At 69.3% G+C, this 21871-nt stretch carries 23 protein-coding genes; 15 read left to right on the top strand and 8 right to left on the bottom strand.

The window, feature by feature from the left end; translation table 11 throughout:
* Positions 1-338 precede the first annotated feature (338 nt).
* Entirely contained in the window at positions 339-830 is a 492-nt protein-coding gene (locus ACIHAO_RS12180; protein WP_396557103.1) for a TspO/MBR family protein, read from the bottom strand.
* A 121-nt stretch (positions 831-951) separates the two neighbouring features.
* Between ACIHAO_RS12180 and hemL the strand changes: the two genes are divergently transcribed.
* From hemL to ACIHAO_RS12145, 7 genes are all read left to right on the top strand, one after another.
* The gene (gene hemL / locus ACIHAO_RS12175; protein WP_396557101.1) at positions 952-2256 is read left to right on the top strand and encodes a glutamate-1-semialdehyde 2,1-aminomutase; all 1305 of its coding nucleotides are present in this window, start codon (positions 952-954) and stop codon (positions 2254-2256) included.
* The gene (locus ACIHAO_RS12170; protein WP_125790212.1) at positions 2253-2885 is read left to right on the top strand and encodes a histidine phosphatase family protein; all 633 of its coding nucleotides are present in this window, start codon (positions 2253-2255) and stop codon (positions 2883-2885) included. The genes hemL and ACIHAO_RS12170 overlap by 4 nt, the downstream gene beginning before the upstream one ends.
* Complete coding sequence (locus ACIHAO_RS12165) at positions 2882-3463, top strand: TlpA family protein disulfide reductase (protein ID WP_396557098.1); 582 nt, start codon at positions 2882-2884, stop codon at positions 3461-3463. Before ACIHAO_RS12170 ends, ACIHAO_RS12165 begins: the two co-directional genes overlap by 4 nt.
* 171 nt (positions 3464-3634) lie before the next feature.
* Positions 3635-4408, top strand: coding sequence for a cytochrome c biogenesis CcdA family protein (locus tag ACIHAO_RS12160; protein WP_396557096.1), 774 nt, complete (start codon positions 3635-3637; stop codon positions 4406-4408).
* Complete coding sequence (locus tag ACIHAO_RS12155) at positions 4405-5982, top strand: cytochrome c biogenesis protein ResB (RefSeq protein ID WP_396557094.1); 1578 nt, start codon at positions 4405-4407, stop codon at positions 5980-5982. Before ACIHAO_RS12160 ends, ACIHAO_RS12155 begins: the two co-directional genes overlap by 4 nt.
* 5 nt (positions 5983-5987) lie before the next feature.
* The gene (gene ccsB, locus ACIHAO_RS12150; protein WP_396557092.1) at positions 5988-6956 is read left to right on the top strand and encodes a c-type cytochrome biogenesis protein CcsB; all 969 of its coding nucleotides are present in this window, start codon (positions 5988-5990) and stop codon (positions 6954-6956) included.
* A 79-nt stretch (positions 6957-7035) separates the two neighbouring features.
* Positions 7036-8373, top strand: coding sequence for a MinD/ParA family protein (locus tag ACIHAO_RS12145; RefSeq protein WP_396557090.1), 1338 nt, complete (start codon positions 7036-7038; stop codon positions 8371-8373).
* Positions 8374-8376: 3 nt separating this feature from the next.
* Here the strand turns inward: ACIHAO_RS12145 and ACIHAO_RS12140 are convergent, their stop codons facing one another.
* Together ACIHAO_RS12140 and ACIHAO_RS12135 are read right to left on the bottom strand one after the other, a co-directional pair.
* Positions 8377-8559 carry a hypothetical protein gene (locus ACIHAO_RS12140; protein WP_005151794.1) on the bottom strand — a complete coding sequence of 61 codons (183 nt, stop codon included), beginning with the start codon at positions 8557-8559 and terminating at the stop codon, positions 8377-8379.
* Positions 8560-8708: 149 nt separating this feature from the next.
* Positions 8709-8921, bottom strand: a complete 213-nt coding sequence (locus ACIHAO_RS12135; RefSeq protein WP_005151795.1) for a BldC family transcriptional regulator — start codon at positions 8919-8921, stop codon at positions 8709-8711.
* 248 nt (positions 8922-9169) lie between these two features.
* On the opposite strand from ACIHAO_RS12135, the gene ACIHAO_RS12130 reads away from it, so the two are divergent.
* From ACIHAO_RS12130 to ACIHAO_RS12120, 3 genes are read left to right on the top strand one after another with little or no spacing between them, the layout of a single operon-like run.
* On the top strand, positions 9170-9643 hold the full coding sequence (locus tag ACIHAO_RS12130; protein WP_199746236.1) for an Lrp/AsnC family transcriptional regulator: 474 nt from the start codon (positions 9170-9172) through the stop codon (positions 9641-9643).
* 11 nt (positions 9644-9654) lie between these two features.
* On the top strand, positions 9655-9933 hold the full coding sequence (locus ACIHAO_RS12125; RefSeq protein WP_396557087.1) for a DUF4229 domain-containing protein: 279 nt from the start codon (positions 9655-9657) through the stop codon (positions 9931-9933).
* Positions 9930-11012 (top strand): PLP-dependent cysteine synthase family protein, encoded by a 1083-nt coding sequence (locus ACIHAO_RS12120; RefSeq protein WP_125790204.1) that lies wholly within the window; start codon positions 9930-9932, stop codon positions 11010-11012. Before ACIHAO_RS12125 ends, ACIHAO_RS12120 begins: the two co-directional genes overlap by 4 nt.
* 379 nt (positions 11013-11391) lie before the next feature.
* Here the strand turns inward: ACIHAO_RS12120 and ACIHAO_RS12115 are convergent, their stop codons facing one another.
* The 4 genes from ACIHAO_RS12115 to ACIHAO_RS12100 all read right to left on the bottom strand — a co-directional run bounded on the left by ACIHAO_RS12115 (position 11392) and on the right by ACIHAO_RS12100 (position 14702).
* Positions 11392-12261 carry a 1,4-dihydroxy-2-naphthoate polyprenyltransferase gene (locus tag ACIHAO_RS12115; RefSeq protein ID WP_396557085.1) on the bottom strand — a complete coding sequence of 290 codons (870 nt, stop codon included), beginning with the start codon at positions 12259-12261 and terminating at the stop codon, positions 11392-11394.
* Positions 12262-12346: 85 nt separating this feature from the next.
* Positions 12347-12505 (bottom strand): hypothetical protein, encoded by a 159-nt coding sequence (locus tag ACIHAO_RS12110; protein ID WP_340684878.1) that lies wholly within the window; start codon positions 12503-12505, stop codon positions 12347-12349.
* 62 nt (positions 12506-12567) lie between these two features.
* Positions 12568-13692 (bottom strand): o-succinylbenzoate--CoA ligase, encoded by a 1125-nt coding sequence (gene menE / locus ACIHAO_RS12105; RefSeq protein WP_396557083.1) that lies wholly within the window; start codon positions 13690-13692, stop codon positions 12568-12570.
* A gap of 86 nt (positions 13693-13778) precedes the next feature.
* The gene (locus ACIHAO_RS12100; protein ID WP_396557081.1) at positions 13779-14702 is read right to left on the bottom strand and encodes a 1,4-dihydroxy-2-naphthoyl-CoA synthase; all 924 of its coding nucleotides are present in this window, start codon (positions 14700-14702) and stop codon (positions 13779-13781) included.
* 57 nt (positions 14703-14759) lie between these two features.
* Here ACIHAO_RS12100 and menD point away from each other — a divergent pair, with 57 nt between their 5' ends.
* The 3 genes from menD (at position 14760) to ACIHAO_RS12085 (ending at position 18525) form a co-directional block, all read left to right on the top strand.
* Positions 14760-16436, top strand: coding sequence for a 2-succinyl-5-enolpyruvyl-6-hydroxy-3-cyclohexene-1-carboxylic-acid synthase (menD, locus tag ACIHAO_RS12095; RefSeq protein ID WP_396557079.1), 1677 nt, complete (start codon positions 14760-14762; stop codon positions 16434-16436).
* A 108-nt stretch (positions 16437-16544) separates the two neighbouring features.
* Positions 16545-18059: a M1 family metallopeptidase gene (locus ACIHAO_RS12090; protein WP_396557077.1), complete on the top strand. Its 1515-nt coding sequence runs from the start codon at positions 16545-16547 to the stop codon at positions 18057-18059.
* A 22-nt stretch (positions 18060-18081) separates the two neighbouring features.
* A complete protein-coding gene (locus ACIHAO_RS12085) occupies positions 18082-18525 on the top strand; it encodes a DUF3592 domain-containing protein (protein WP_125790199.1) in 444 nt (147 codons plus the stop codon).
* Positions 18526-18704: 179 nt separating this feature from the next.
* Here the strand turns inward: ACIHAO_RS12085 and ACIHAO_RS12080 are convergent, their stop codons facing one another.
* On the bottom strand, positions 18705-19535 hold the full coding sequence (locus tag ACIHAO_RS12080; protein WP_396557075.1) for an inositol monophosphatase family protein: 831 nt from the start codon (positions 19533-19535) through the stop codon (positions 18705-18707).
* 111 nt (positions 19536-19646) lie between these two features.
* On the opposite strand from ACIHAO_RS12080, the gene ACIHAO_RS12075 reads away from it, so the two are divergent.
* Both ACIHAO_RS12075 and ACIHAO_RS12070 read left to right on the top strand, forming a co-directional pair.
* The gene (locus tag ACIHAO_RS12075; RefSeq protein ID WP_396557073.1) at positions 19647-20765 is read left to right on the top strand and encodes a glycosyltransferase family 4 protein; all 1119 of its coding nucleotides are present in this window, start codon (positions 19647-19649) and stop codon (positions 20763-20765) included.
* Positions 20765-21868: a glycosyltransferase family 4 protein gene (locus ACIHAO_RS12070; protein WP_396557071.1), complete on the top strand. Its 1104-nt coding sequence runs from the start codon at positions 20765-20767 to the stop codon at positions 21866-21868. The genes ACIHAO_RS12075 and ACIHAO_RS12070 overlap by 1 nt, the downstream gene beginning before the upstream one ends.
* The last annotated feature ends 3 nt before the right edge of the window (positions 21869-21871 follow it).

Below are 21871 nucleotides of genomic sequence, written 5' to 3'. Positions count from 1 at the left end.
TATTTTTTATTTTTTGGCGGGGCTGGGGGGGGGGGGGGGGGGGTGGGTTTTTTTTTTTTTTTTCTTTACAAAACAACACACCCCCCCCCCCACCCCTGCCGAAACCGCACATTTATCCACAAGCCGGACATATCGCCGCCCGAAAAGTGTCCCTTATGGACTCAAGACGGGGCCGGCTCCCGTGGCCGGTCCAGAACCTCGCCATGAAGGCATCCTGACCACCTTGAAGTCAGCGAAATGCTCATGGCCTCAGCCGACAGCATCTTCACCACACGAAACAAGAAACAAGATCCTTCGGCACCACGCCGAAGTACCACACGAACTTCCGACTCGAGACACTAGTTGAGCCAGACGACGGCGGCGTTGACCGCGGTCGAGAACAGCAGCCACAGCAGATACGGCACGAGCAGCCAGGCCGCGAGCTTCGACCGGCGCCCGAACTCCAGCATCGTGATCGGCACCACGAAATCCAGTACGACGACGTCGGCCAGCGCCACGACGTGCGCGCCGCCGGCGAAGAACAGCGGCGTCCACAGCAGGGTCAGCAGCAGGCAGACGCCGTAGAAGGCGAAGCCGCGCGTTTCGCCGTCGGTGCGCCAGTAGCACCAGCCCGCGACGGCGACCAGGAGGAGCAGGACCGACCACGTCGGCCCGTAGAGCCAGCCCGGCGGCGCCCACGACGGGCGGGCCAGCGCGTTGTGCGTCTCGGAGCGGGTGGCGACCGCCAGCCCGGCCACGATCCCCACGATCGCCGACATGGCGACGAATCCGGCCAAGGCCTGCCAGCGCAGGCGACGGTGGTGGGTCGGTGGTGACGGCACCGTGGACACGTGGATTCCTCCGCGAGGGTTTCGGCGGGAGTGCTCCCACCCTAGTGGGCCTGGTCACGCCATGCCCGGAACCGCCAGGACTCGGCGGCGGGTGTCATCCGGGATTTGCGAGACTGGGGAGGTGACTACCGGAGTCGATCAGTCCAAGGCATGGTTCGAACGAGCGAAGGCCGCGATCCCGGGCGGGGTGAACTCCCCGGTGCGGGCCTTCAACTCCGTCGGCGGCACCCCGCGGTTCATGGTGCGCGGTGAGGGCCCGTATCTCTGGGATGCCGACGACAACCGCTACGTCGATCTGGTCTCGTCGTGGGGGCCGATGATCCTCGGGCACGCGCATCCGGACGTCGTCTCCGCCGCTCGCGAAGCGGCCGTCAGCGGACTGTCGTTCGGCACGCCGACGCGCGGCGAGGTCGAACTGGCCGAGGAGATCATCGGCCGGGTCGAGCCGGTGGAGCAGGTCCGGCTGGTCAATTCCGGCACCGAGGCGACGATGAGCGCGATCCGGCTGGCCAGGGGATTCACCGGCCGGGCGAAGATCATCAAGTTCGCGGGCTGCTACCACGGTCACGTCGACGCGTTGCTCGCCGAAGCGGGCTCCGGCGTCGCGACCCTCGGCCTCCCGACGTCGCCCGGTGTCACCGGCGCGCAGGCGGCCGACACGATCGTCTTGCCCTACAACGACCTCGACGCGGTCCGGAAGTCCTTTGTGGACAATCCAGACGCGATCGCCGCGATCATCACCGAAGCGGCGGCAGGCAACATGGGCGCCGTCGCCCCGGTCGACGGCTTCAACGCCGGGCTCAAGGAGATCGCGCACCAGCACGGCGCGCTGCTGATCATGGACGAGGTGATGACCGGGTTCCGCGTCTCGAAGGCGGGCTGGTTCGGCCTCGAAGGCGTCGCCGGTGACCTGTACACCTTCGGCAAGGTGATGTCCGGCGGACTGCCGGCCGCGGCCTTCGGCGGCCGCGCCGACGTGATGGCGAAGCTGGCCCCGGGCGGGCCGGTGTACCAGGCGGGGACGCTGTCGGGGAACCCCGTCGCCGTCGCCGCCGGGCTCGCGACGCTGCGCGCGGCCGACGACGCTGTGTACGCGGCCCTCGACGCCAACGCGAAGCGGCTCGGCGACCTGTTCGGCCGGTCGTTGACCGAGGCGGGCGTCACGCACACCGTGCAGTACGCGGGCAACCTGGTCAGCGTGTTCTTCAGCGAGAACCCGGTGACGAACTACCCGGGCGCGCAGGCTGCGGAGACCTGGCGGTTCCCGGCGTTCTTCCACGCGCTGCTGGACAACGGCGTGTACGCGCCGCCGAGCGCGTACGAGGCCTGGTTCGTCAACGCGGCCATGGGTGACGCCGAGTTCGAGATCATCGAGTCCGCGCTGAGCGTGGCCGCCCGCGCCGCCGCCGAGGCGGTCCAGGCGTGAGCGAGACGACGATCGTGCACCTGCTCCGCCACGGTGAGGTGCACAACCCGGACAAGATCCTGTACGGCCGTCTTCCCGGCTTCAAGCTCTCCGACCGCGGCCAGCGCCAGGCGCTGACGGTCGCCGAAGCCGTCGCCAAGCACGACATCACGCACGTCGTCGCTTCGCCGCTTCAGCGTGCGCAAGAGACCGCGGCGCCGATCGCCGCCGCGCACCGGCTCGACGTCGACACCGACGATCGGCTCATCGAGGCCGACAACCAGTTCGAGGGCGAGCGGGTCGCCGTCGGCGATGGCGCCCTTCGCCAGCCGAAGCACTGGCCGAAGCTGGTCAACCCGTTCCGGCCGTCTTGGGGCGAGCCGTACGTCGAGATCGCGCACCGCATGCTCGGCGCGATCCACCGCGCGCGGCGCGCGGCCGAGGGACACGAGGCGCTGTGCGTCTCGCACCAGCTGCCGATCTGGACCGTGCGGCGCTTCCTGGAGGCGAAGCGGCTCTGGCACGACCCGCGTAACCGGCAGTGCTCGCTCGCGTCGCTGACCAGCCTGGTCTTCGAGGGCGAAGAACTCGTGCGGATCGTCTACAGCGAGCCCGCCGGCACGACCGACCCGAAGGTGACCGGCGCATGAAGCGACTCGTGGCGGCCGTCGTCGGGCTGGCGCTCGTCGTCACCGGCTGCACCACCGGCAAGGACGCCGTCGTCACCGGCGGCTCGTTCAACTTCGTGTCGCCGGGCGGGAAGGTCGACATCACCTACGACGTCGCGGACCGCCAGCCGTCGCCGACGCTGTCCGGAGACGACCTGATGAACGAGGGCGAACAGCTCTCGATCGCGGACTTCCCCGGCAAGGTCGTCGTGCTGAACCTGTGGGGCCAATGGTGCGGGCCGTGCCGCGTCGAGGCGCCGGAGATGCAGAAGGTCTACGACCAGACCAAGGCGTCCGGCGTCCAGGTGGTCGGCATCGACCTGCGGGACAACGACCGGGCACCGGCGCAGGACTTCATGCGGGACCGGAAGCTGACGTACCCGTCGATCTACGACCCGTCGGGGCGGACGCTGCTGCAGCTCTCGGGTTATCCGCGCAACATCATCCCGTCGACGATCGTGCTGGACAAACAGCACCGCGTCGCGGCGGTGTTCCTGCGGGACCTGCTGGCGTCGGACCTGCTGCCCGTCGTCGAACGCCTGGTCGCCGAACCCGCCTGACCCACGCCGCAATTCGGCACCTGGTTGCGATCCTTGCGTGTGCAAGGATCGCAACCAGGTGCCGAATTGCGAGGAATGGGCCGGGACCAAGGTCCTGACCGGGTGCGACGTAGGTCCCGTTGAGGGCGCCCCGCCGTTTTCACCTGGACCACACTGCCTACGCTCCTTTGCGTGAACGGTGTTACCGAGCTGGCGCTTTCAGGGCCGCTGCTGCTCGCGGCGGGCGTGGCGCTGCTGGCCGGGACGATCTCCTTCGCGTCACCCTGCGTCGTGCCGCTGGTGCCCGGGTATCTCGCGTACCTGGCGGCGCTGGTCGGCGCGGACGCTCCCGCGGTCAGCGCGGACGAGGAGCGCAAGAAGGGCCGCTACGCCGTCGTCGGCGCGGCGGCGCTGTTCGTGCTCGGGTTCACCGTCGTCTTCGTGGTGACGCTGGGGACGCTGGTGTGGATCGCCGACGCCGTCCAGCTCAACATGGACCTCCTGCAGCGCCTCGGCGGCGTGCTGACCATCGCGATGGCGCTGGTCTTCCTCGGCTGGATCCCCGGCCTGCAGCGCGAATTCCGCTCGCACCACGTGCCGCGCGGCGGCCTCTGGGGCGCGCCGGTCCTCGGCGCGGTCTTCGGGCTCGGCTGGACGCCGTGCATCGGGCCGACGCTGTCCGCGGTGATCTCGATGGCCAGCGCCACCGGCGGGGCGGCGGCGCGCGGGTACGTGCTGATCCTGGTCTACTGCCTCGGCCTCGGCCTGCCGTTCCTCCTCATCGCGTTCGGTGTCCGCTGGGCCGTCCGCGCCACCGACTGGCTGCGCCGCCACGGCCGCCAGGTACAGGTCTTCGGCGGCGTCCTGCTGCTGGTCGTCGGCGTGCTGCTGGTGACCGGGCTGTGGGGCGACATGACCGGCTGGATCCGGAACACCCTCGTGAACGACCTCAGGCTGCCCTTGTGACCACCCAATACCGTCCGACGCCGCTGAAGCGCGTCTTCGCCTTCCTGCGCAACACCTGGCGCGGCTTGACGTCGATGCGCACCGCGCTGGTGCTGCTGTTCCTGCTCGCGCTGGCCGCGATGCCGGGCGCGCTGCTGCCGCAGCGGAACCTCAACGTCGCCAAGACCGACGAGTACATCGCCGCGCACGGCTGGTGGGGCGAACTGCTCGACCGCACGCAGTTCTTCGAGGTCTACGGCAGCGTCTGGTTCTCCGCGATCTACATCCTGCTGATGATCTCGCTCATCGGCTGTCTCGCGCCGCGCAGCCTCGACTACGCGAAGGCGATGCGCGCGAAGCCCGTGCTCACGCCGCGCAAGCTCTCGCGGATGCCGCATCACGTGTCCACCACGACCGACCGGACCCCCGAGACGGTCATGAAGGACACGCACACGCTGCTCAAAGGCTGGCGCCGCGTCGAGCGCGAAGACGCTGACGGAACCCGAAGCATCTCCGCCGAACGCGGGTACCTTCGCGAGACCGGCAACCTCGTCTTCCACTTCGGCATGCTGGGCCTGATCATCTTCTTCGCGCTGGGCAAGCTGTTCGGCTACGAAGGCCAGGTCATCGTCCAAGCCGACAACAGCCCGTGGTGCAACTCCGGCATCCTCGGTTACGACACCTTCAACGCCGGGCTGCGCGTCGACGGCACCGACCTCAACGCGTTCTGCATCCGGCTGAAGGACTTCGAGGCGCGCTACACCGAGAGCGGGCAGGCGAACTACTACCACTCCAACATGGAGTACCAGTCCGGCGAAGACCTGAAGACCGGCGCGTGGAAGCCGTACGGGCTCGAGGTCAACTCGCCGCTGCGCACCGCGGGCGACCGCGTCTACCTGCTGAACTTCGGCTACTCCCCGAAGTTCACGGTGACCTTCCCCGACGGCACCGTGCGCACCAACATCACTCCGTGGCGTCCCGCCGACGAGCCCACCAAGCTCTCCGAAGGCGCCACGAAGATCGACCAGCCGGGGATCGCGGACCCGATCGAACGCCGCACCCGGCAGCTCGCGATCACCGGCCTGCTCGCGCCGACCGCGTTCCTGCACGGCAACGTGCTGACGTCGTCGAGGCCCGAGGCGAACAAGCCCGCCGTGGCCGTCGACATCTACCGCGGCGACCTCGGCCTCGACGCCGGCCGCGGGCAGTCGATCTTCCAGATCGACCAGTCGCTCGTCGCGGACGGCAGGCTCAAGAAGCTCACCCGGCAGAACCTGGACCAGGGTCAGGAGACCGTGCTGGACGACGGCACGAAGGTCCGCTTCGACGGCGTCCAGGAATGGGTGGCGATCCAGGTCTCGCACGATCCCGTGCAGGGCTGGGTGCTGGTCTGCGCGGTCGCGATGCTGATCGGGCTGGCGGGATCGTTGCTGGTCAAACGGCGCCGGGTGTGGGTGCGGGTGAGCCCGGCGCGCGAAGGTGAGACGGGTACCGTGATCGAGGTCGCCGGGCTGGCGCGCACCGATCAGGCGGGCTACGGCGAAGAGTTCCAGCGGATCAGCGCCAAGCTGGTCCAGGGGCAGAGAGGCAACTAGAGGTCATGCCGATCAACGAGACGCTGTCCCAGTACAGCGACTACTCCTACACCACCGCGGCGGCGATCTACGTCATCGCGTTGATGTTCGCCCTCATCGAGCAGGGTTTCGGGGCGAAGGGCCGTCTGGCGGCGGAACGCAGCGTCCAGCGTTCCCGCGAACTGGTCGGCGCGGGCGGTCCGCCGGCCTACGGGACGCCCATCGAGCCCTCGCGTGAGATCGGCCGCCCCGAGCGCATCGGCCGCATGGGCGCCGCGCTGCTGGTGCTGGCCGCGCTGCTCCACCTGGCCGCGATCGTGCTGCGCGGACTCGCCGTGCACCGCGCGCCGTGGGGCAACCTCTACGAATACGGCATGGCCACGACCTTCATCGCCGTCGTGACCTGGCTCGTCATCATGCGGAAGTTCCCGGTCCGCCACCTCACCGGCTTCCTGCTGCTGCCGGTCGTGATCCTGATGTTCGTCAACGGCACCATGCTGTACACGACGGCCGCGCCGGTGCAGCCCGCGCTCCAGTCGTACTGGCTGATCATCCACGTTTCCGCGGCGATCATCGGTTCGGGTGTGTTCCTGGTGCCGGGTGTCGCGAGCGTCCTCTACCTCTTCCGCGCCGCCCACGACGACAACCCGGCGAAGTTCGCCAAGTTCGGTTCGAAGCTGCCCGCCGCGGACGTGCTCGACCGCATCGCCTACCGCACCACCATCTTCGCGTTTCCGATCTTCACCTTCGGCGTGCTCTGCGGCGCGGTGTGGGCCGAAGCGGCGTGGGGCCGGTTCTGGGGCTGGGACCCCAAGGAGACCGTCGCTTTCGTGGCGTGGGTCGTCTACGCGGCGTACCTGCACTCCCGGGCCACCGCGGGCTGGCGCGGGAAGCGGGCCGCGATCATCAACATCGTCGGATTCTCGGCGACGATCTTCAACATGTTCTTCGTGAACCTGGTGACGTCGGGCCTGCATTCCTACGCCGGGGGCTGACCGCCGCCGCTGCACGCGAGCCGACTACCGTCAATACTGAGGTAATGGGGGAAGACGTGCGCGGAGGAGGAATTCAGCGGTGACCGGACCCAGCGAAGAATCGGCTCCTGGCCACCCCGAACCCACCGAGAGCGGCCCGCCCTCGGAGTTGTTCTCCGAGGACAGGACGGATTCGGCGCCGCATCCGAACGCGGGTGGCTTCGAGGCCGAGCCGACCCAGGTCGTCCAGCCCCAGTACCCGCAGCAGGGTCAGTACCCGCAGCAGCAGCCCGCTCAACAGCAGCCGCCGCTGCCGCAGCCGTCGCAGGGGCAGTATCAGCAGCCCTACGACCAGAACCTGCCCCCGCTGCACCCGCAGCAGGCGCAGCCGCAGCAGGCCGCCCAGTACCCGCCGCAGCAGCAGTACGCGCCGCCGCCGCCGCAGCCGGTCCAGCAGCCCGGGGTGCCCGGGCTCCCGCAGCCGCAGGGCAGGCACGCGCTCCCGGACGAACTCGCCACCGCGAGCCTGGTGAAGCCGCAGAAACGCAAGCCGCAGTCGGGCTGGCGCAAGGCGCTCTACGTGGGCACCGGCAAGCTCGTCAACCCGGGGGAGAGCCCCAAGGACACGCGCAAGCGTGAGCTGATCGCGCAGATCAACCAGCCACTGCGCGGGTGCTACAAGATCGCGATGCTGAGCCTCAAGGGCGGCGTCGGCAAGACCACCACGACCACCACGCTGGGCTCGACGTTCGCCTCACTGCGCGGTGACCGGGTCGTCGCCGTCGACGCGAACCCGGACCGCGGGACGCTGTCGCAGAAGATCCCGATCGAGACCACCGCGACCGTCCGGCACCTGCTGCGGGACGCGGACAAGATCACCAGGTACAGCGACGTCCGGTCGTACACGTCGCAGGGCGGGAGCCGGCTGGAGATCCTCGCCAGCGAGCAGGATCCGGCTGTTTCGGAAGCTTTCTCCGAGGACGACTACCGGCGCACGGTCAACCTGCTGGAGCACTTCTACAACATCGTGCTCACCGACTGCGGGACCGGTTTGATGCACTCGGCGATGAAGGGTGTCCTGGACGTCGCGGACGCGCTGGTGGTGGTCTCGTCCGGCTCCGTCGACGGTGCGCGCAGTGCGTCGGCCACACTCGACTGGCTGGAGGCGCACGGCTACGGCGACCTGGTCAAACGGTCCGTCGCGGTGATCAACTCGGTGCGGCCGAAGGGCGGCTCCGTCGATCTCGACAAGCTCTCCGCGCACTTCGGCGCACGGGTCCGCTCGGTCTGCCGCATCCCGTTCGATCCGCACCTGGAAGAAGGCGCCGAGATCGAACTGGACCGGCTCGACGAGGACACGCGGCTGGCCTTGCTGGAACTGGCGGCCACCGTCGCCGACGGCTTCGGCGGCCAGCACTACCAGCCGATTCAGCCCTAGTCCCTACTCTTTGTCCTCGTCTTTACCTTTGCGCTGCTGCTCACCGAGCTTGCGCAGGAAGTCGGGGTCGTCGTCCGGGGCGAGTGTCGGCCGCGACGAGGGCACGCCGACGCGCTCGATCCCGAACGCGCGCCACAAGACCACGGCGACGGTGAGCGCTCCGATGGCCGCGAGCAGATAGATCATGCTCGGTCCCTTTCCGCGTGGAGGACGTTGCTCAGTCCCACGAGGCTAGCCTCTTTGCCGCGCGCGGGGGGACTCATGGATACCCCAATGTGACGAAGGGCGATTTCGTGCCCTTCGTCACCGGAGTCCTTTTTACGGGAAATGCCAGGTCAGACCTTGCGCGCGGGCTCGCTGGCGTCGGTGGTCAGCTCGGCGAGGAGCTCGTTCACCTCGGCCTCGCGGAACCGGCGGTGCCCACCGGGAGTGCGGATCGAGCCGATCCGGCCCGCGGTCGCCCAGCGGGTCACGGTCTTCGGGTCGACCCGGAACAGGGCCGCCACTTCACCGGGGGTGAGCAACCTGCCGCCCATGGTCGCGGTCATTTTCCGCCTCCTTCACGGTTCCAGTGCTAAACCGGAGGCGGGCCCAATGCCCGTCGTGCCGGGTAGCCAACACGGCAATCGTTGCATCTCACCCGTCAGGTACTCGAACGGTTGTCCAACAGTAAAGAGCCCTTAAAGGTCAAAACCGACAACCACGACATGTGCCCGTGGCCGCCCAGGTCTTGTCACGGATGTACGAAAACGCGCCCTGATCACGCGAATCGGGCCGTGGCACCTAAGGTGTAGCGGTGGACCAGGTGGATCGGAAGATCATCGCGGCATTGCGGGAGAACGGGCGGGCTACCTACGCCGACCTCGGCCGGTCTGTCGGGCTCTCGGCTTCATCGGTGCACGAGCGGGTCGGCAAACTCGAAGCCGCCGGCGTGATCACCGGCTACCACGCCATGGTCGACCCCAACACGGTCGGACTCGGCGTGACGGCGCTGGTCGGCATCCACCCCACGGACACCGCGACCGAAGACGACGTCGCGGACGCGCTCGGAGCGCTGGACGAGGTCGAAAGCTGCTACGCCGTCGCCGGCGACGAGGCTTTCGTCGTCAAAGTGCGCGTGGCGACCGTCGACGATCTGGAGCGGACGCTCGGCAGGCTGCGGCGGATCCCCGGCGTCGGCCGGACGAACACCACCGTCGTGCTCTCCACCCGCTTCGAAGGGCGCCCCAACAACGCGGGCCTGGAGGACGGCCGCAACGGCAGCGCGTAGCCTGCGTTGATGTGAGCGACAATCAGCTGCCCCGTGACCTGACGCTGTACGTACTGGCCAGGTTTCTCCTGGTCGGGGTCATCGCAGGCGGGTTACTGCTGGTCAACGTCCCGCTGCTGGTCGCGCTGCTGATCGGCCTGGTCGTGGGGCTGCCGCTGGGTCTGCTGCTGTTCCGCCCGCTGAACGCGCGCGTGACCGCCGGACTCGCCCGCCGCAACGAAAAGCGTGCTCGCGCCCGTGCCGAACTGCGCTCCCAGCTGCGCGGCGACCGAGCGGACGGCACCGCGTGAGCCGTCTGCACAGCCGCAGCTGGGTCCGCGAAGCCGTCCGCATCATCGAGGCCGACGCGAACCGCAGCGCCGACACGCATCTGCACGTCTTCCCGCTGCCCGCCGAATGGGGCATCGACCTTTACCTGAAGGACGAGTCCGTCCACCCGACCGGCTCGCTCAAGCACCGGCTCGCGCGGTCGCTGTTCCTGTACGGCCTGGTGAACGGCCAGATCGGACAGGACACCGTGCTCGTCGAGGCGTCCAGCGGCTCGACCGCGGTCTCGGAGGCGTATTTCGCGCGGATGCTCGGCCTGCGGTTCATCACCGTGGTGCCGCGCAGCACCTCGCCGGAGAAGATCGCGCTCATCGAGTTCTACGGCGGCGAATGCCACTACGTCGACCGCGCGCCGGACATGTACCCGGAGGCCGAGCGGCTCGCTTCGGAGTGCAACGGCCACTACCTCGACCAGTTCACCTACGCCGAGCGCGCGACGGACTGGCGCGGGAACAACAACATCGCCGAATCGGTGTACGCGCAGATGCAGTCCGAGCGGCACCCCGTGCCGACTTGGATCGTCGTCGGCGCCGGCACCGGCGGCACGAGCGCGACCTTCGGCCGCTACGTGCGCTACAAGCGGCACACCACGAAGATCGCCGTCGTCGACCCGGAGAACTCGTCGTTCTACGGCGCCTGGCAGACCGGGGCGCTCGACTACAGCACCGGCATGCCGTCGCGGATCGAGGGCATCGGGCGGCCGCGCGTCGAGCCGTCGTTCGTACCCGGCGTGATCGACGAAATGCTGCAGGTGCCGGACGCCGCCTCACTGGCCGCGATCCGCGTGCTGCGCGAACGGACCGGGCACTGGGCCGGCGGCTCGACCGGCACGAACCTCTTCGGCGCCTTCACGCTGATCTCGCGGATGGTCTCGGAAGGCCAGGCGGGCAGCGTCGTCACGCTGCTGTGCGACGGCGGCGAGCGGTACGCCAACACGTACTACGACGACGAGTGGCTGGCGCGGAAGAACATCGACATCGCGCCCTACCTGGACAAGTACCGGGAGTTCCTGGTGAGCGGGAAGCTCGCCCCGGAGGCCTGACACCCTTGCGCCCTGGGGCCTCGGGCGGTCTTCCGGAGCGTCGCGAAAGCCACTTTCGCGACGCCTGACGTCCCGAAAGTGGCTTTCGCGACCTGGGCCTGGCGGCTTACCTCAAGTTCGCCGGATCACCAAAGGAGCAAGGGACCTTTGCTATCGCCTGGGCTGCATTTAGTGGTCACCCAGGCGCCGGAGCGCTACAGGTGGTGGCCTGAAGCGGAAAACTCAAGGGATGAACGGTGCGTTCATCCCCCGCACATCCACCCGAGGCCGACGCGGGCAGAAAAGCCGTGACCGGACCTTTCGTGCCCCACCGTGTGGATTTCGGGACATCCAACGTCCCGAAATCCACACAGTCGGGCATCAAAGGTCCGGTGACGGCTCAGAGCGCGAGGGCGACCGCGGTCAAAACCGCCCACCCCAGCATCGCGAACCCGGTGTCCCGCAGCGCCGGGATCAGCGCCCGCCCCTGCGCGCCGCCGCCGACGGCCTTGACCGACTTCACCAGCAGCGGCGCGGTCAGCAGCCCCAGCAGCGCCCACGGCGTCACGAAGGCGAGCAGCACGCTCACGACGTACGGGATCGCGACCAGCGTCAGGTAAAGGCGCCGCGTGCCGTCGTCGCCGAGCCGGGTGGCGAGGGTGCGCTTGCCGGACTCGATGTCGGTCGGGATGTCGCGGAGGTTGTTGGCGGTCAGCACGCCGGTCGAGAACGAGCCGACGGCGACCGCGCAGCCGACCGCCGTCCAGCTGAGCTGTCCGGCTTGGACGTACACGGTGCCCAGAACGCCCGCCAGCCCGAAGAAGACGAAGACCGCGATCTCACCGAAACCGTAGTAACCGTAAGGCTTTTTACCGCCGGTGTAGAACCAGGCGCCGAGGATGCAGACCGCGCCCATGGCCAGCAGCCACCACAGGCCGCTGATCGCGACGAGGATGAGCCCGAGGACTCCGGCGAGCCCGAGGGCGACGAGGGCGGCCGTCAGGACGGCCTTCGGCTTCGCGACTCCGGAGCCGACCAGCCGCAGCGGGCCGACGCGGTTCTCGTCGGTGCCGCGGATGCCGTCGGAGTAGTCGTTGGCGTAGTTGACGCCGACGATCAGGGCCAGTGAGACCAGTAGCGCGAGAATCGATCGGGACCAGGAGAAGCCGTCGAGCGCGACCGCCGCGCCGACTCCGGCGACCACCGGAGCCACCGCGTTGGGCAGCGTCCGCGGGCGCGCCCCTTCGATCCATTCACCAGCAGTCGCCATGTCGCCATTCTGGCCCTGGCCACTACCGGCCGGTATGCGGGGCTCGTCACCTGCTCGAGGCATCCCGAGCAGGTGACGAGTCGCGCTACTTCAGATCGTCGATCACGTCTTCCAGTGTCCAGGTGAGCGTGCCGCTGTTCGGAACGGCGGTTTCCGGTTCGTCCGCCAGCGCGGGCCCGGCCAAAGCGACCAGTCCCATCGTGACGGCGGTGCAGGCCAATACAGTGCGTGTCCAGCGCGTCATACCTAGACGTAAACCCGCGGGTAATGATTGTGTCAACAATGTCCCAGTAATCGGTGGGGAATTCACGACCTTCGTAGGAGATTCCGGACGGCCGTCCTGTCGACCTTCCCGGGACCTCGCAGCGGGAGTTCTTCGGCGAACTCGACTCGCTTCGGAGCGGCCGCGGCACCGGCCTCTTCGCGGCACGCGGCCCGCAGCGAATCGACGTCGCGACCAGCGCCGACGACGAGCGCGACGACGGCTTCACCCCACTCGGGGTCAGGCACTCCGACCACGCACGCGTCCCGGATCCCGGGCTGCGCGGTCAAGATCCGTTCGACGGCCGCGGCGGCCACCTTCACCCCGCCGGTGTTGATCATGTCGTCCATCCGCCCGAGGATCTCCAACCGCCCGTCGGCCGACCACCGGCCGCGGTCGGAGGTGCGGAACCGGCCGTCCTCGAAGGCCTCCGCGGTCAGGTCGGGTCGCAGCCGGTAGCCGTGCGAGAGCACGTCACCCGTGATACAGACCCGCTCGTCTTCGAGTTCGACGTGTACTCCGTCCAGCGGTACGCCTTCGTAGACGCAGCCGCTCGCGGTCTCGCTCATGCCGTACGCGGGCACGATCTTCACGCCCGCTTCGGCGGCTCGCTCCCGCAGATCCGCCGTGGTCGCCGCGGCGCCGACGATGATCGCGTCGAAAGCGCGGGCCGCCGCCAGACCGGGCCCGCCCGCGTCGAGCAAGCGGCCGAGCTGGGTCGGCACGAGCGCGGTGTAGCGCGGGCCGTCCAGTGACAGCAGCGGCGCGGCGGCCTCGGCGAAGTCGTCCGGCCGGAAACCAGGGGCGGACAGCACGGCGGGTGTTGTCCCGGCCAGCAGCGAGCGGACCAGCACCTGCAGTCCGCCGATGTACTGCGCCGGGGTCGCGAGCAGCCAGTGCCCCGGACCGCCGAGCCGCGCGTGGGTGGCGTTCGCCGACGCGGTCAACGCCGACGCAGACAGCAGCACGCCCTTCGGCTCGCCGGTGGACCCGGAGGTGGCGATGATCACCGCCGTCCCGGGTTCGGCCGGGCGCGTCGGCTCCATCGCGTCCCGCAGGGCCTCCGACGCGTAGGGGAGGACGGCCGGGCCGCCGCCGAGCGCCTCGGCCAACGCCGAGGTCAGCCCGTCGATCGACGCCGGACCCCCGGCCACCCCTATCGCACGCATCCCGCCAGCCTACGACCGCAATTAGGCACCTGCTTGCGATCGTTGCGCACGCAACGACCGCAACCAGGTGCCGAATTGCGGAGGGGTCAGTAGTAGTACGGGAAGGCCGACCAGTCGGGGGAGCGCTTCTCCAGGAAGGAGTCGCGGCCTTCGACGGCTTCGTCCTGCATGTACGCCAATCGAGTGGTCTCGCCGGCGAAGAGTTGCTGGCCGACCAGGCCGTCGTCGGTGAGGTTGAACGCGTATTTGAGCATCCGCTGCGCGGTCGGCGACTTGCCGTTGATCGTCCACGCCCAGTCCAGCGCCTCGGTCTCCAGCTCCGCGTGCGGGACGGCGGAGTTGACCGCGCCCATCGCCTGCATCTGCTCGGCCGTGTACTCGCGCCCGAGGAAGAAGATCTCCCGCGCGAACTTCTGCCCGACCTGCTTGGCGAGGTACGCCGAGCCGTAGCCGCCGTCGAACGAGCCGACGTCGGCGTCGGTCTGCTTGAAGCGCGCGTGTTCGGCCGAAGCGAGCGTGAGGTCGCACACCACGTGCAGTGAGTGCCCGCCGCCGGCCGCCCAGCCGGGGACCACGGCGATCACCACCTTCGGCATGAACCTGATCAGCCGCTGGACCTCGAGGATGTGCAGCCGTCCCGCCCTCGCCGGATCGATCGTGTCGGAGGTCTCCCCGTCCGCGTACTGATACCCGGAGCGTCCGCGAATACGCTGGTCACCACCGGAACAAAACGCCCAGCCGCCGTCCTTCGGCGATGGGCCGTTGCCGGTGAGCAGGACGCAGCCGACGTCCGAGCTCATCCGCGCGTGGTCGAGCGCGCGGTACAGCTCGTCGACGGTGTGCGGACGGAAGGCGTTGCGGACCTCCGGACGGTCGAACGCGATACGCACCACCCGTTTGCCTGAGCGGCTCTCAGAGGAGCGGTGATAGGTGATGTCGGTGAAGTCGAAACCGTCGACTTCGGTCCACAAGGCCGGGTCGAACAGCTCGGAAACCTGGGCGTCATCCACGTTTGGGAGAATAGGACGTGTGGCCGTGAGTCGTAGTGTGAAACCCGAGGTCTGCCGGTGAATCCTTCCACCGCGCAGGCCAGGGTCATCGTCGACGAACTCGTCCGCAACACCGTCTCGCACGTCGTCCTCTGCCCGGGCTCACGCAACGCCCCGCTGTCGATCGCGCTGTACGACGCGGCGGCAGCCGGACGGCTCCAGCTGCACGTCCGGATCGACGAACGCGGCGCCGCCTTCCTCGCCCTCGGCATCGCCGCGCGCACGGGCCGCCCCGTCGCCGTGCTGTGCACCTCGGGCACCGCGGCCGCGAACTTCCACCCCGCCGTGCTGGAGGCGGACCGCGCGGGCGTGCCGCTGATCGTGCTGACCGCCGACCGCCCGCCCGAGATGCGGGCCGCCGGCGCGAGCCAGGTCATCGACCAGCACCAGCTCTACGGCAACGCCATCCGCTACTTCGACGAGCTCGCCGTCGCCGAACGCCGCGCCGGCCAGAACTCGTACTGGCGCGGCCAGGTCTGCCGCGCCTGGAACGCCGCGTACGGCGAGTGGCGCTGCGGACCGGTGCATCTGAACATCCCGTTCCGTGAGCCGCTCGTGCCGGACATCAACGACGACGGCGAGTGGTACGAGTCACTCGAAGGACGTCCCGACGGCGCTCGCTGGACCGAGTTGCCCGACTTCGGCGCGCTTCCCTCGTTCGTGGTGCCCTCGGCGCGGTCCGGCCTGGTCATCGCGTGCGACACCGGTGTGCAGGCGGCCAGCGAATGGGCCGAGCTGCACGGCTGGCCGGTCGTCTCCGAGACCGGCGGCATCGGGCTGGCGGGCGCGACGGCGATCTCGTCCGGCGCGTGGCTGCTCGGCGTCGAGGAGTTCATCTCGCGCCACAAACCCGAGCAGGTCCTGTGCATCGGGCGTCCGACGGTGTTCCGGCAGGTCCAGAGCGTGCTGTCCGATCCCGACGTCGAGGTGCTGCTGGTCCGGCCGGATTCGGACTGGCCCGCGCCCGCGCACAACGTCCGCCAGGTCGGCCAGTGGTTCGACGAGCCGACCAAACCGGCCGATCCCGAGTGGCTCGCCAGCTGGCAGCGCGCGGACAAGGCGGCGTCGGCGGCGGTGACCGAGGCGCTGGCCGCCGAACCGTGGCCGAGCGGGCTGCGCCTGGCGACCGAGCTGGTCGACGCGGTCCCGGAGGGGTCGCTGCTGGTCGTGGGCTCGTCCAATCCGACCCGTGACGTCGCGCTCGCCGGACGGCTGCGGCCGGACGTCCTCGTGCACCGCAACCGCGGCGTCGCCGGGATCGACGGCATGGTGTCGACCGCGATCGGTGCCGCGACCGTCCACAGGGGACATTCGTACGCCCTGCTCGGCGACCTGACGTTCCTGCACGACGCGAGCGGCCTGCTGACCGGTCCCGCCGAACAGCGCCCCGACCTGACGATCGTGGTGCTCAACGACGACGGCGGAGGCATCTTCTCCCTGCTGGAGCAGGGCGCGCCCGAGCACAACGCCAGCTTCGAGCGCGTCTTCGGCACGCCGCACGGGGCCGATCTCGGTGCCTTGTGCGCCGGCTACCGCGTTCCGCATGTCGTCGCCGAGACGCTCACCGAGTTCCGCGCGGCGCTCAAGCCCGCGCCGGGGCTGCGGGTGGTGGAGGTCCGGGTGGACCGAACGCGTCACCGTGAGCTGCACGCGCGCCTCCGTACGGCGGTGTCGTCGGCCGTGCGTGCTGTCTAGCCGTTTTTGATCTCAGTCCAGAGGCTAGGAACCCCTCCTTCGGCTGTGTCTCGGTGATGATCGGGTGGCTACGTTCGAGCGCGCTGACAAATCCTGGGAGGATTCGCAATGCGCTTGAACACTCGCGCCGGCTTCGCCGGATTGACCGCGGGCGTCGTCTCGGTGCTGCTCGTGGGCACCGCGGCCGCCGCACCCGCGCCCGGCTCGATCGGTATCGGCGACCCGTACTACCCGCACGCCGGGAACGGCGGCTACGACGTCGGTCACTACGACCTCCGGCTGACCTATCAGCCGTCCACCGACCTGCTCTCCGGTGCCACGACGATCCTGCTCACCGCGACGCAGGACCTTTCGGCGTTCAACCTCGACTTCGGCCTGAAGGTGTCGAGCGTCCGCGTCAACAACCGGCCCGCGAAGTTCGCGACGTCGACCGACGGCACCGGTGAGCTGACCGTCACGCCGTCGACGCCGCTGAAGAAGGGGCAGACGGCCACGGTCGTCGTCGCCTACGCGGACACGCCGTCGAAGGTGAAGATCGACGGCTTCACCGCCTGGAAGAAGACCCCGGACGGCGCGCTGGCCGTCGACGAGCCGCAGAGCGCGGCCTGGTGGTTCCCGTCCAACGACCACCCGACCGACCTGGCGACCTACGACGTCTCGGTCGAGGTCCCGAACGACGTCGCCGCGCTGTCGAACGGCACGCTCGTGCGCAAGACGGTGCAGCGGCCGGGCTGGACGCGCTGGAACTGGCGCAGCACCAAACCGCAGGCGACGTATCTCACGTCGCTGGAGGTCGGCAAGTTCGAGGTGAACGAGCAGACCACGCCGGACGGCAAACCGTTCATCACCGCCTATGGCGCCGACCTCGGCGAATCGCTCGGCGCGGCCAAGGCCAGCATCGAGCGGACGCCGGAGATCACCGAATTCCTCGCCTCCAAGTTCGGGCCGTACCCGTTCGAGGCGCAGGGTGGCGTCGTCACCACCGGCATCACCTTCGCGCTGGAGAACCAGACGCGGCCGGTGTACGGCGCCAGGGCGTTCCGGTCCGGCTCCAACACCTCGATCGTCGCGCACGAGCAGGCGCACCAGTGGTTCGGCGACAGCGTCACGCTGGGCAAGTGGAGCGAAATCTGGCTGAACGAGGGCTTCGCGTCCTACGGCGAGTTCCTGTGGTCGGAGGAGACCGGCGAGGGCACGGCCGACGAACTCGCCCAGTACATCTACGACTCCACGCCCGCCGAGGACCCGTTCTGGCAGGTCCTTCCCGCCGACCCGGGCGCGGACGACCAGTTCCACGCGGCCGTCTACGACCGCGGCGCGCTCGCGGTGCACGCGTTGCGCAAGGCCGTGGGCGACGACACGTTCTTCCGGATTTTGCAGACCTGGCAGCAGGTGAAGAAGGCCAAGTCGGCGGTGATCGGAGAATTCATCGCGCTGGCGGAGAAGATCTCGGGCAAGCCGCTTTACGACCTGTTCCAGACGTGGCTGTACACCAAGGGCAAGCCCGCGGTGAGCCCGAACGGTACGCCGGCTCTTCGGGCCGCTGTGGCGCCTGTCGCACCGAAGTCCTACCCCCAGATCAAGGCGACTCATGAATTCCTCGCCGAGCGACACGCCCACTGACGGGTAGCGCTACGCTCGCGGCGTGACGGCCAAAACGGAGCGGGTGAGGCGCATCGGGTGGTATGCCGCCCTCGTTGTCGCCTCACTCGTCACCGTGCTCGGCGTCTCGCTTCTGTTCGCCGCCATCCGCAACGACAACGCGATCGAAGCGGAACTCGGGCAGGCGACGGCACAGGTCGAGTCGGTGACCTTCGACCGCACGATCATCAACTACGCCACCCCCGACGGCATCATGCACAGCCCGGCCAACGGCGTGCTCTACCCCTCGGGGCTGGCCGCCGGGCAGCTGGTGAACATCGAGTACGACGTCGGCGACCCGGAACTCGCGCGGGTGGCGGGCCGCTCCGCGGCGAACACGCTGCTGCCGCTGGGCAGCATGATCTTCTTCACCTGGCTGATCGCCGGCCCGCTGCTGTGGTGGATCCGGCGGCAGAACGTCCGGGCACGAGCCGAGTCGTCCGTCTGATCACGCGAGTTACGCCTTCAATCACGTGAGTTACGCCCCTAATCACGCGAGTTACGCCTTCAAGCACGCGAGTCCCGAGTTCGGGCACGCGGGCTCGTCGTGTGGAACCGGCGAACTCGCGTGATCAGGGGCGTAACTCGCGTGATCGAGGGCGTAACTCACGTGATCAGAGGCGTAACTCAGCCGACCGACTCCTGCCACCAGCCCAGGACCTCGTCGGCCACGCCCGGCGCCGCCACCAGCAGCGCGTCGACCGGCAGGGCCGTGCCTTCCCCGTGCCGGTCCAGCACCACGGCCCCGGCCTCGATGGCCAGCGCGACCGATCCGGCGACGTCCCATTCGCGGTAGCTGTGCAGTACCGCCGCGGCCGCGTGCCCCAGCGCGACCTGCGCGATCGCCAAGGCCGCCGAGCCGAGCACCCGGACCCCGGCGTGCGCGGCGGCGGCCCGTTCGATGAACTGGCCCATCCCCGGCCAGACACCTTTGCGGGTGAGTTCCGTGCAGACGATCGCCCCGGCGGTCCCGCGGCGGTCGGTGAGCGTGATCGGTTTGCCGTTCGCCCTGGCCCCGCGGCCGCGGGCGGCGGCGTAGATCTGGGCGCGGTACGGATCCGCGACCACGCCCACCACCGGCCCCGAAGCGTCGATCAGGGCGAGGCTGTACGCGCACCAGGGGACACCGGCGACGTAGTTCGCGGTGCCGTCGACCGGGTCGACCACCCAGCGGTATTCGGCGACGTCGGCACCGTGGTCGGCGCCGAATTCGCCGCCGACGACGGGGATTCCGGGGAATTCCGCGGTCAGCACGCGGCGGGTGTGGCGTTCGAGGATCCGGTCCGTGTCGGTGACCCAGTCGAAGGGCGAGTCCCTCGGATCGGGCTGGGCGCCGCGGCCGGCGGTCGCGGTGATCACGTCGGTCGCGTCGTTGGCCAGCCGCCCGGCCACTTCGAGGGCCCTCGACACCAGCCCTGGCTCGACGGGCTGGGGCGGCCTTGACGACAGGAGGGTCATGCCTGACTAGTGTGGCCGAGCCTGGTTTACGGAACACGACCTTGAGATGACATGTCGTCTGTTCCGTTTTTGTTGGCGTGGGCGTCACAACCGGATGCGACAGTGATCCGCGTGCGAGTCGCGATAGTCACCGAAAGTTTCCTGCCCCAGGTGAACGGCGTGACCAACTCCGTGCTCCGCGTCGTGGAACACCTCCGCGACCGCGCGCACGACGTGCTGATCATCGCCCCGGGTCCGGGTCCCGCGGAGTATCTCGGCGCCCCGGTCGTGCGCATTCCCGCCCTCGACTTCCCCGGCGTGAACTCCCTCCCGGTCGGCGTGCCGACCCGGACGGTGCTCACCGCCCTCGCCGATTTCGGTCCGGACGTGGTGCATCTGGCGTCGCCGTTCGTGGTCGGCGCCCGCGGGCTCGCCGCGGCAAGACGACTGCGGGTGCCGTGCGTCGCGGTGTACCAGACCGACATCGCCGGTTTCGCCGCCGCGTACGGCTTCGGCATCGCCGCCCGGGCGGCGTGGCGCTGGGTGCGCCGCCTGCACTCGCGGGCCGACCGCACGCTCGCGCCGTCGACGGATTCGGTGGAACAGCTGAAGCTGCACGGGATCCCGCGGGTGCACCGCTGGGCGCGTGGCGTCGACATCGAGCGGTTTTCGCCGGTCCACGCCGATCCCGCGTTGCGCGCCGAACTGGCGCCGAACGGCGAACTGCTGGTCGGTTTCGTCGGCAGGCTCGCGCCCGAGAAGGAGGTCGAGCGGCTGACCGCGCTCGCCGGGGTCGACGGGATCCGCGTGGTCGTCGTCGGTGATGGACCGGAGTTGCCGATGCTGCGCGAACGGATCCCGGGTGCGGCGTTCCTCGGCGCCCGGTACGGCGAAGAGCTCTCCGCGGCGTACGCGAGCCTCGACGTGTTCGTCCACACAGGACCCCATGAGACGTTCTGCCAGGCCATTCAGGAAGCGATGGCGTCCGGGTTGCCGGTGCTGGCGCCGAACGCGGGCGGTCCGAAGGATCTGGTCCTGCCCGGCCGCACCGGGTACCTGCTGCCCGCCGACCGCGACGGGTTCGCGACAGAACTGGTGGACAAGGTGAACGACCTGCGCGACGAAGCGCTGCGCGCCAGGCTGGGGGAGAAGGCGCGCAAGGTCGTGCTGGGCCGGACTTGGCCCGCGGTCTGCCACGAACTGGTCGGGCACTACGAGGCCGTCCAGGGCAAAGTCGCTCGCGCGGCCTGATGCACATCATCCAGCTGGCCAACTTCTACGGGCCACGCTCGGGCGGGCTGCGGACGGCGTTGCATCACCTCGGCGCCGGTTACGTGGCGAGCGGTCATCAGGTGACCCTCGTGGTGCCGGGGCGGCGCTACGCGGACGAGACGCTGCCGTCGGGAGTCCGCCGGTTCTCCCTTCCGGCACCGCGGATCCCGGGCACCGGCGGCTATCGCGCGGTCGATCCGCACCGGGTGCGCGCGGTGCTGGAACGCCTGGAGCCGGACAGGCTGGAAGTGTCCGACAGGCTCACCCTGCGCGGCATGGGCGTCTGGGCGCGGCGCAACGGTGTGCCCAGCATGGTGATCTCGCACGAGCGGCTCGACAGGCTGCTGGAGCAGTTCCTGATGCCGGAACCCGTCGCGCGGCGTGTCGCGGACGTCGCGAACCGGCGGATGGCGCGGCGCTACGACACGGTCGTCTGCACGACGGCGTTCGCCCGCGCGGAATTCGACCGGAGCGCCGCACCGAACGTGCGACGGGTCCCGCTCGGCGTCGATCTCACGACGTTCGCCCCGGCCCGGCGTGACGACGGCTGGCGGCACACGCTGTCCGGCGACGCCGACGCCCTCCTTGTCCACTGTGGACGCTTGTCGCCGGAGAAGCATGTCGAGCGCAGTGTGGACACCGTCGCCGAGCTGACCGAGTCAGGGCATCGCGTTCGCCTCGTGATCGCCGGTGACGGCCCTCGGCGGCGTGCGCTGGAACGGCGGGCACGCGGGCTTCCGGTGACCTTCCTCGGCTTCCTTTCCGGACGTGGCGACGTCGCGCGCCTGCTGGCCAGCGCGGACGTTTCCCTCGCCCCCGGTCCACACGAGACGTTCGGGCTGGCCGCGCTGGAGGCACTCGCTTCGGGGACGCCGGTGGTGGTCTCGGCGTCGTCGGCGCTCCGGGAGATCGTGCGGCCCGGCTGCGGCGAGGCCGTCGACGATCGCGCTCCCGCTTTCGCCGGTGCCGTCACCGGTCTGCTCGAACGTCCCGAGGACACGAGACGCGCGGCGGCGCGGGCTCGGGCGGAGGAATTCGCCTGGCCGAGATCGGTGCAGGGAATGCTCTCCGCACTCAAGTGATCA

The sequence above is a fragment of the Amycolatopsis sp. NPDC052450 genome (assembly GCF_044547565.1).
In the GTDB taxonomy this organism is placed as follows: domain Bacteria; phylum Actinomycetota; class Actinomycetes; order Mycobacteriales; family Pseudonocardiaceae; genus Amycolatopsis.
Note: the sequence above shows the minus strand (reverse complement) of the source record. Positions and strands in the feature narration are given on the sequence as shown.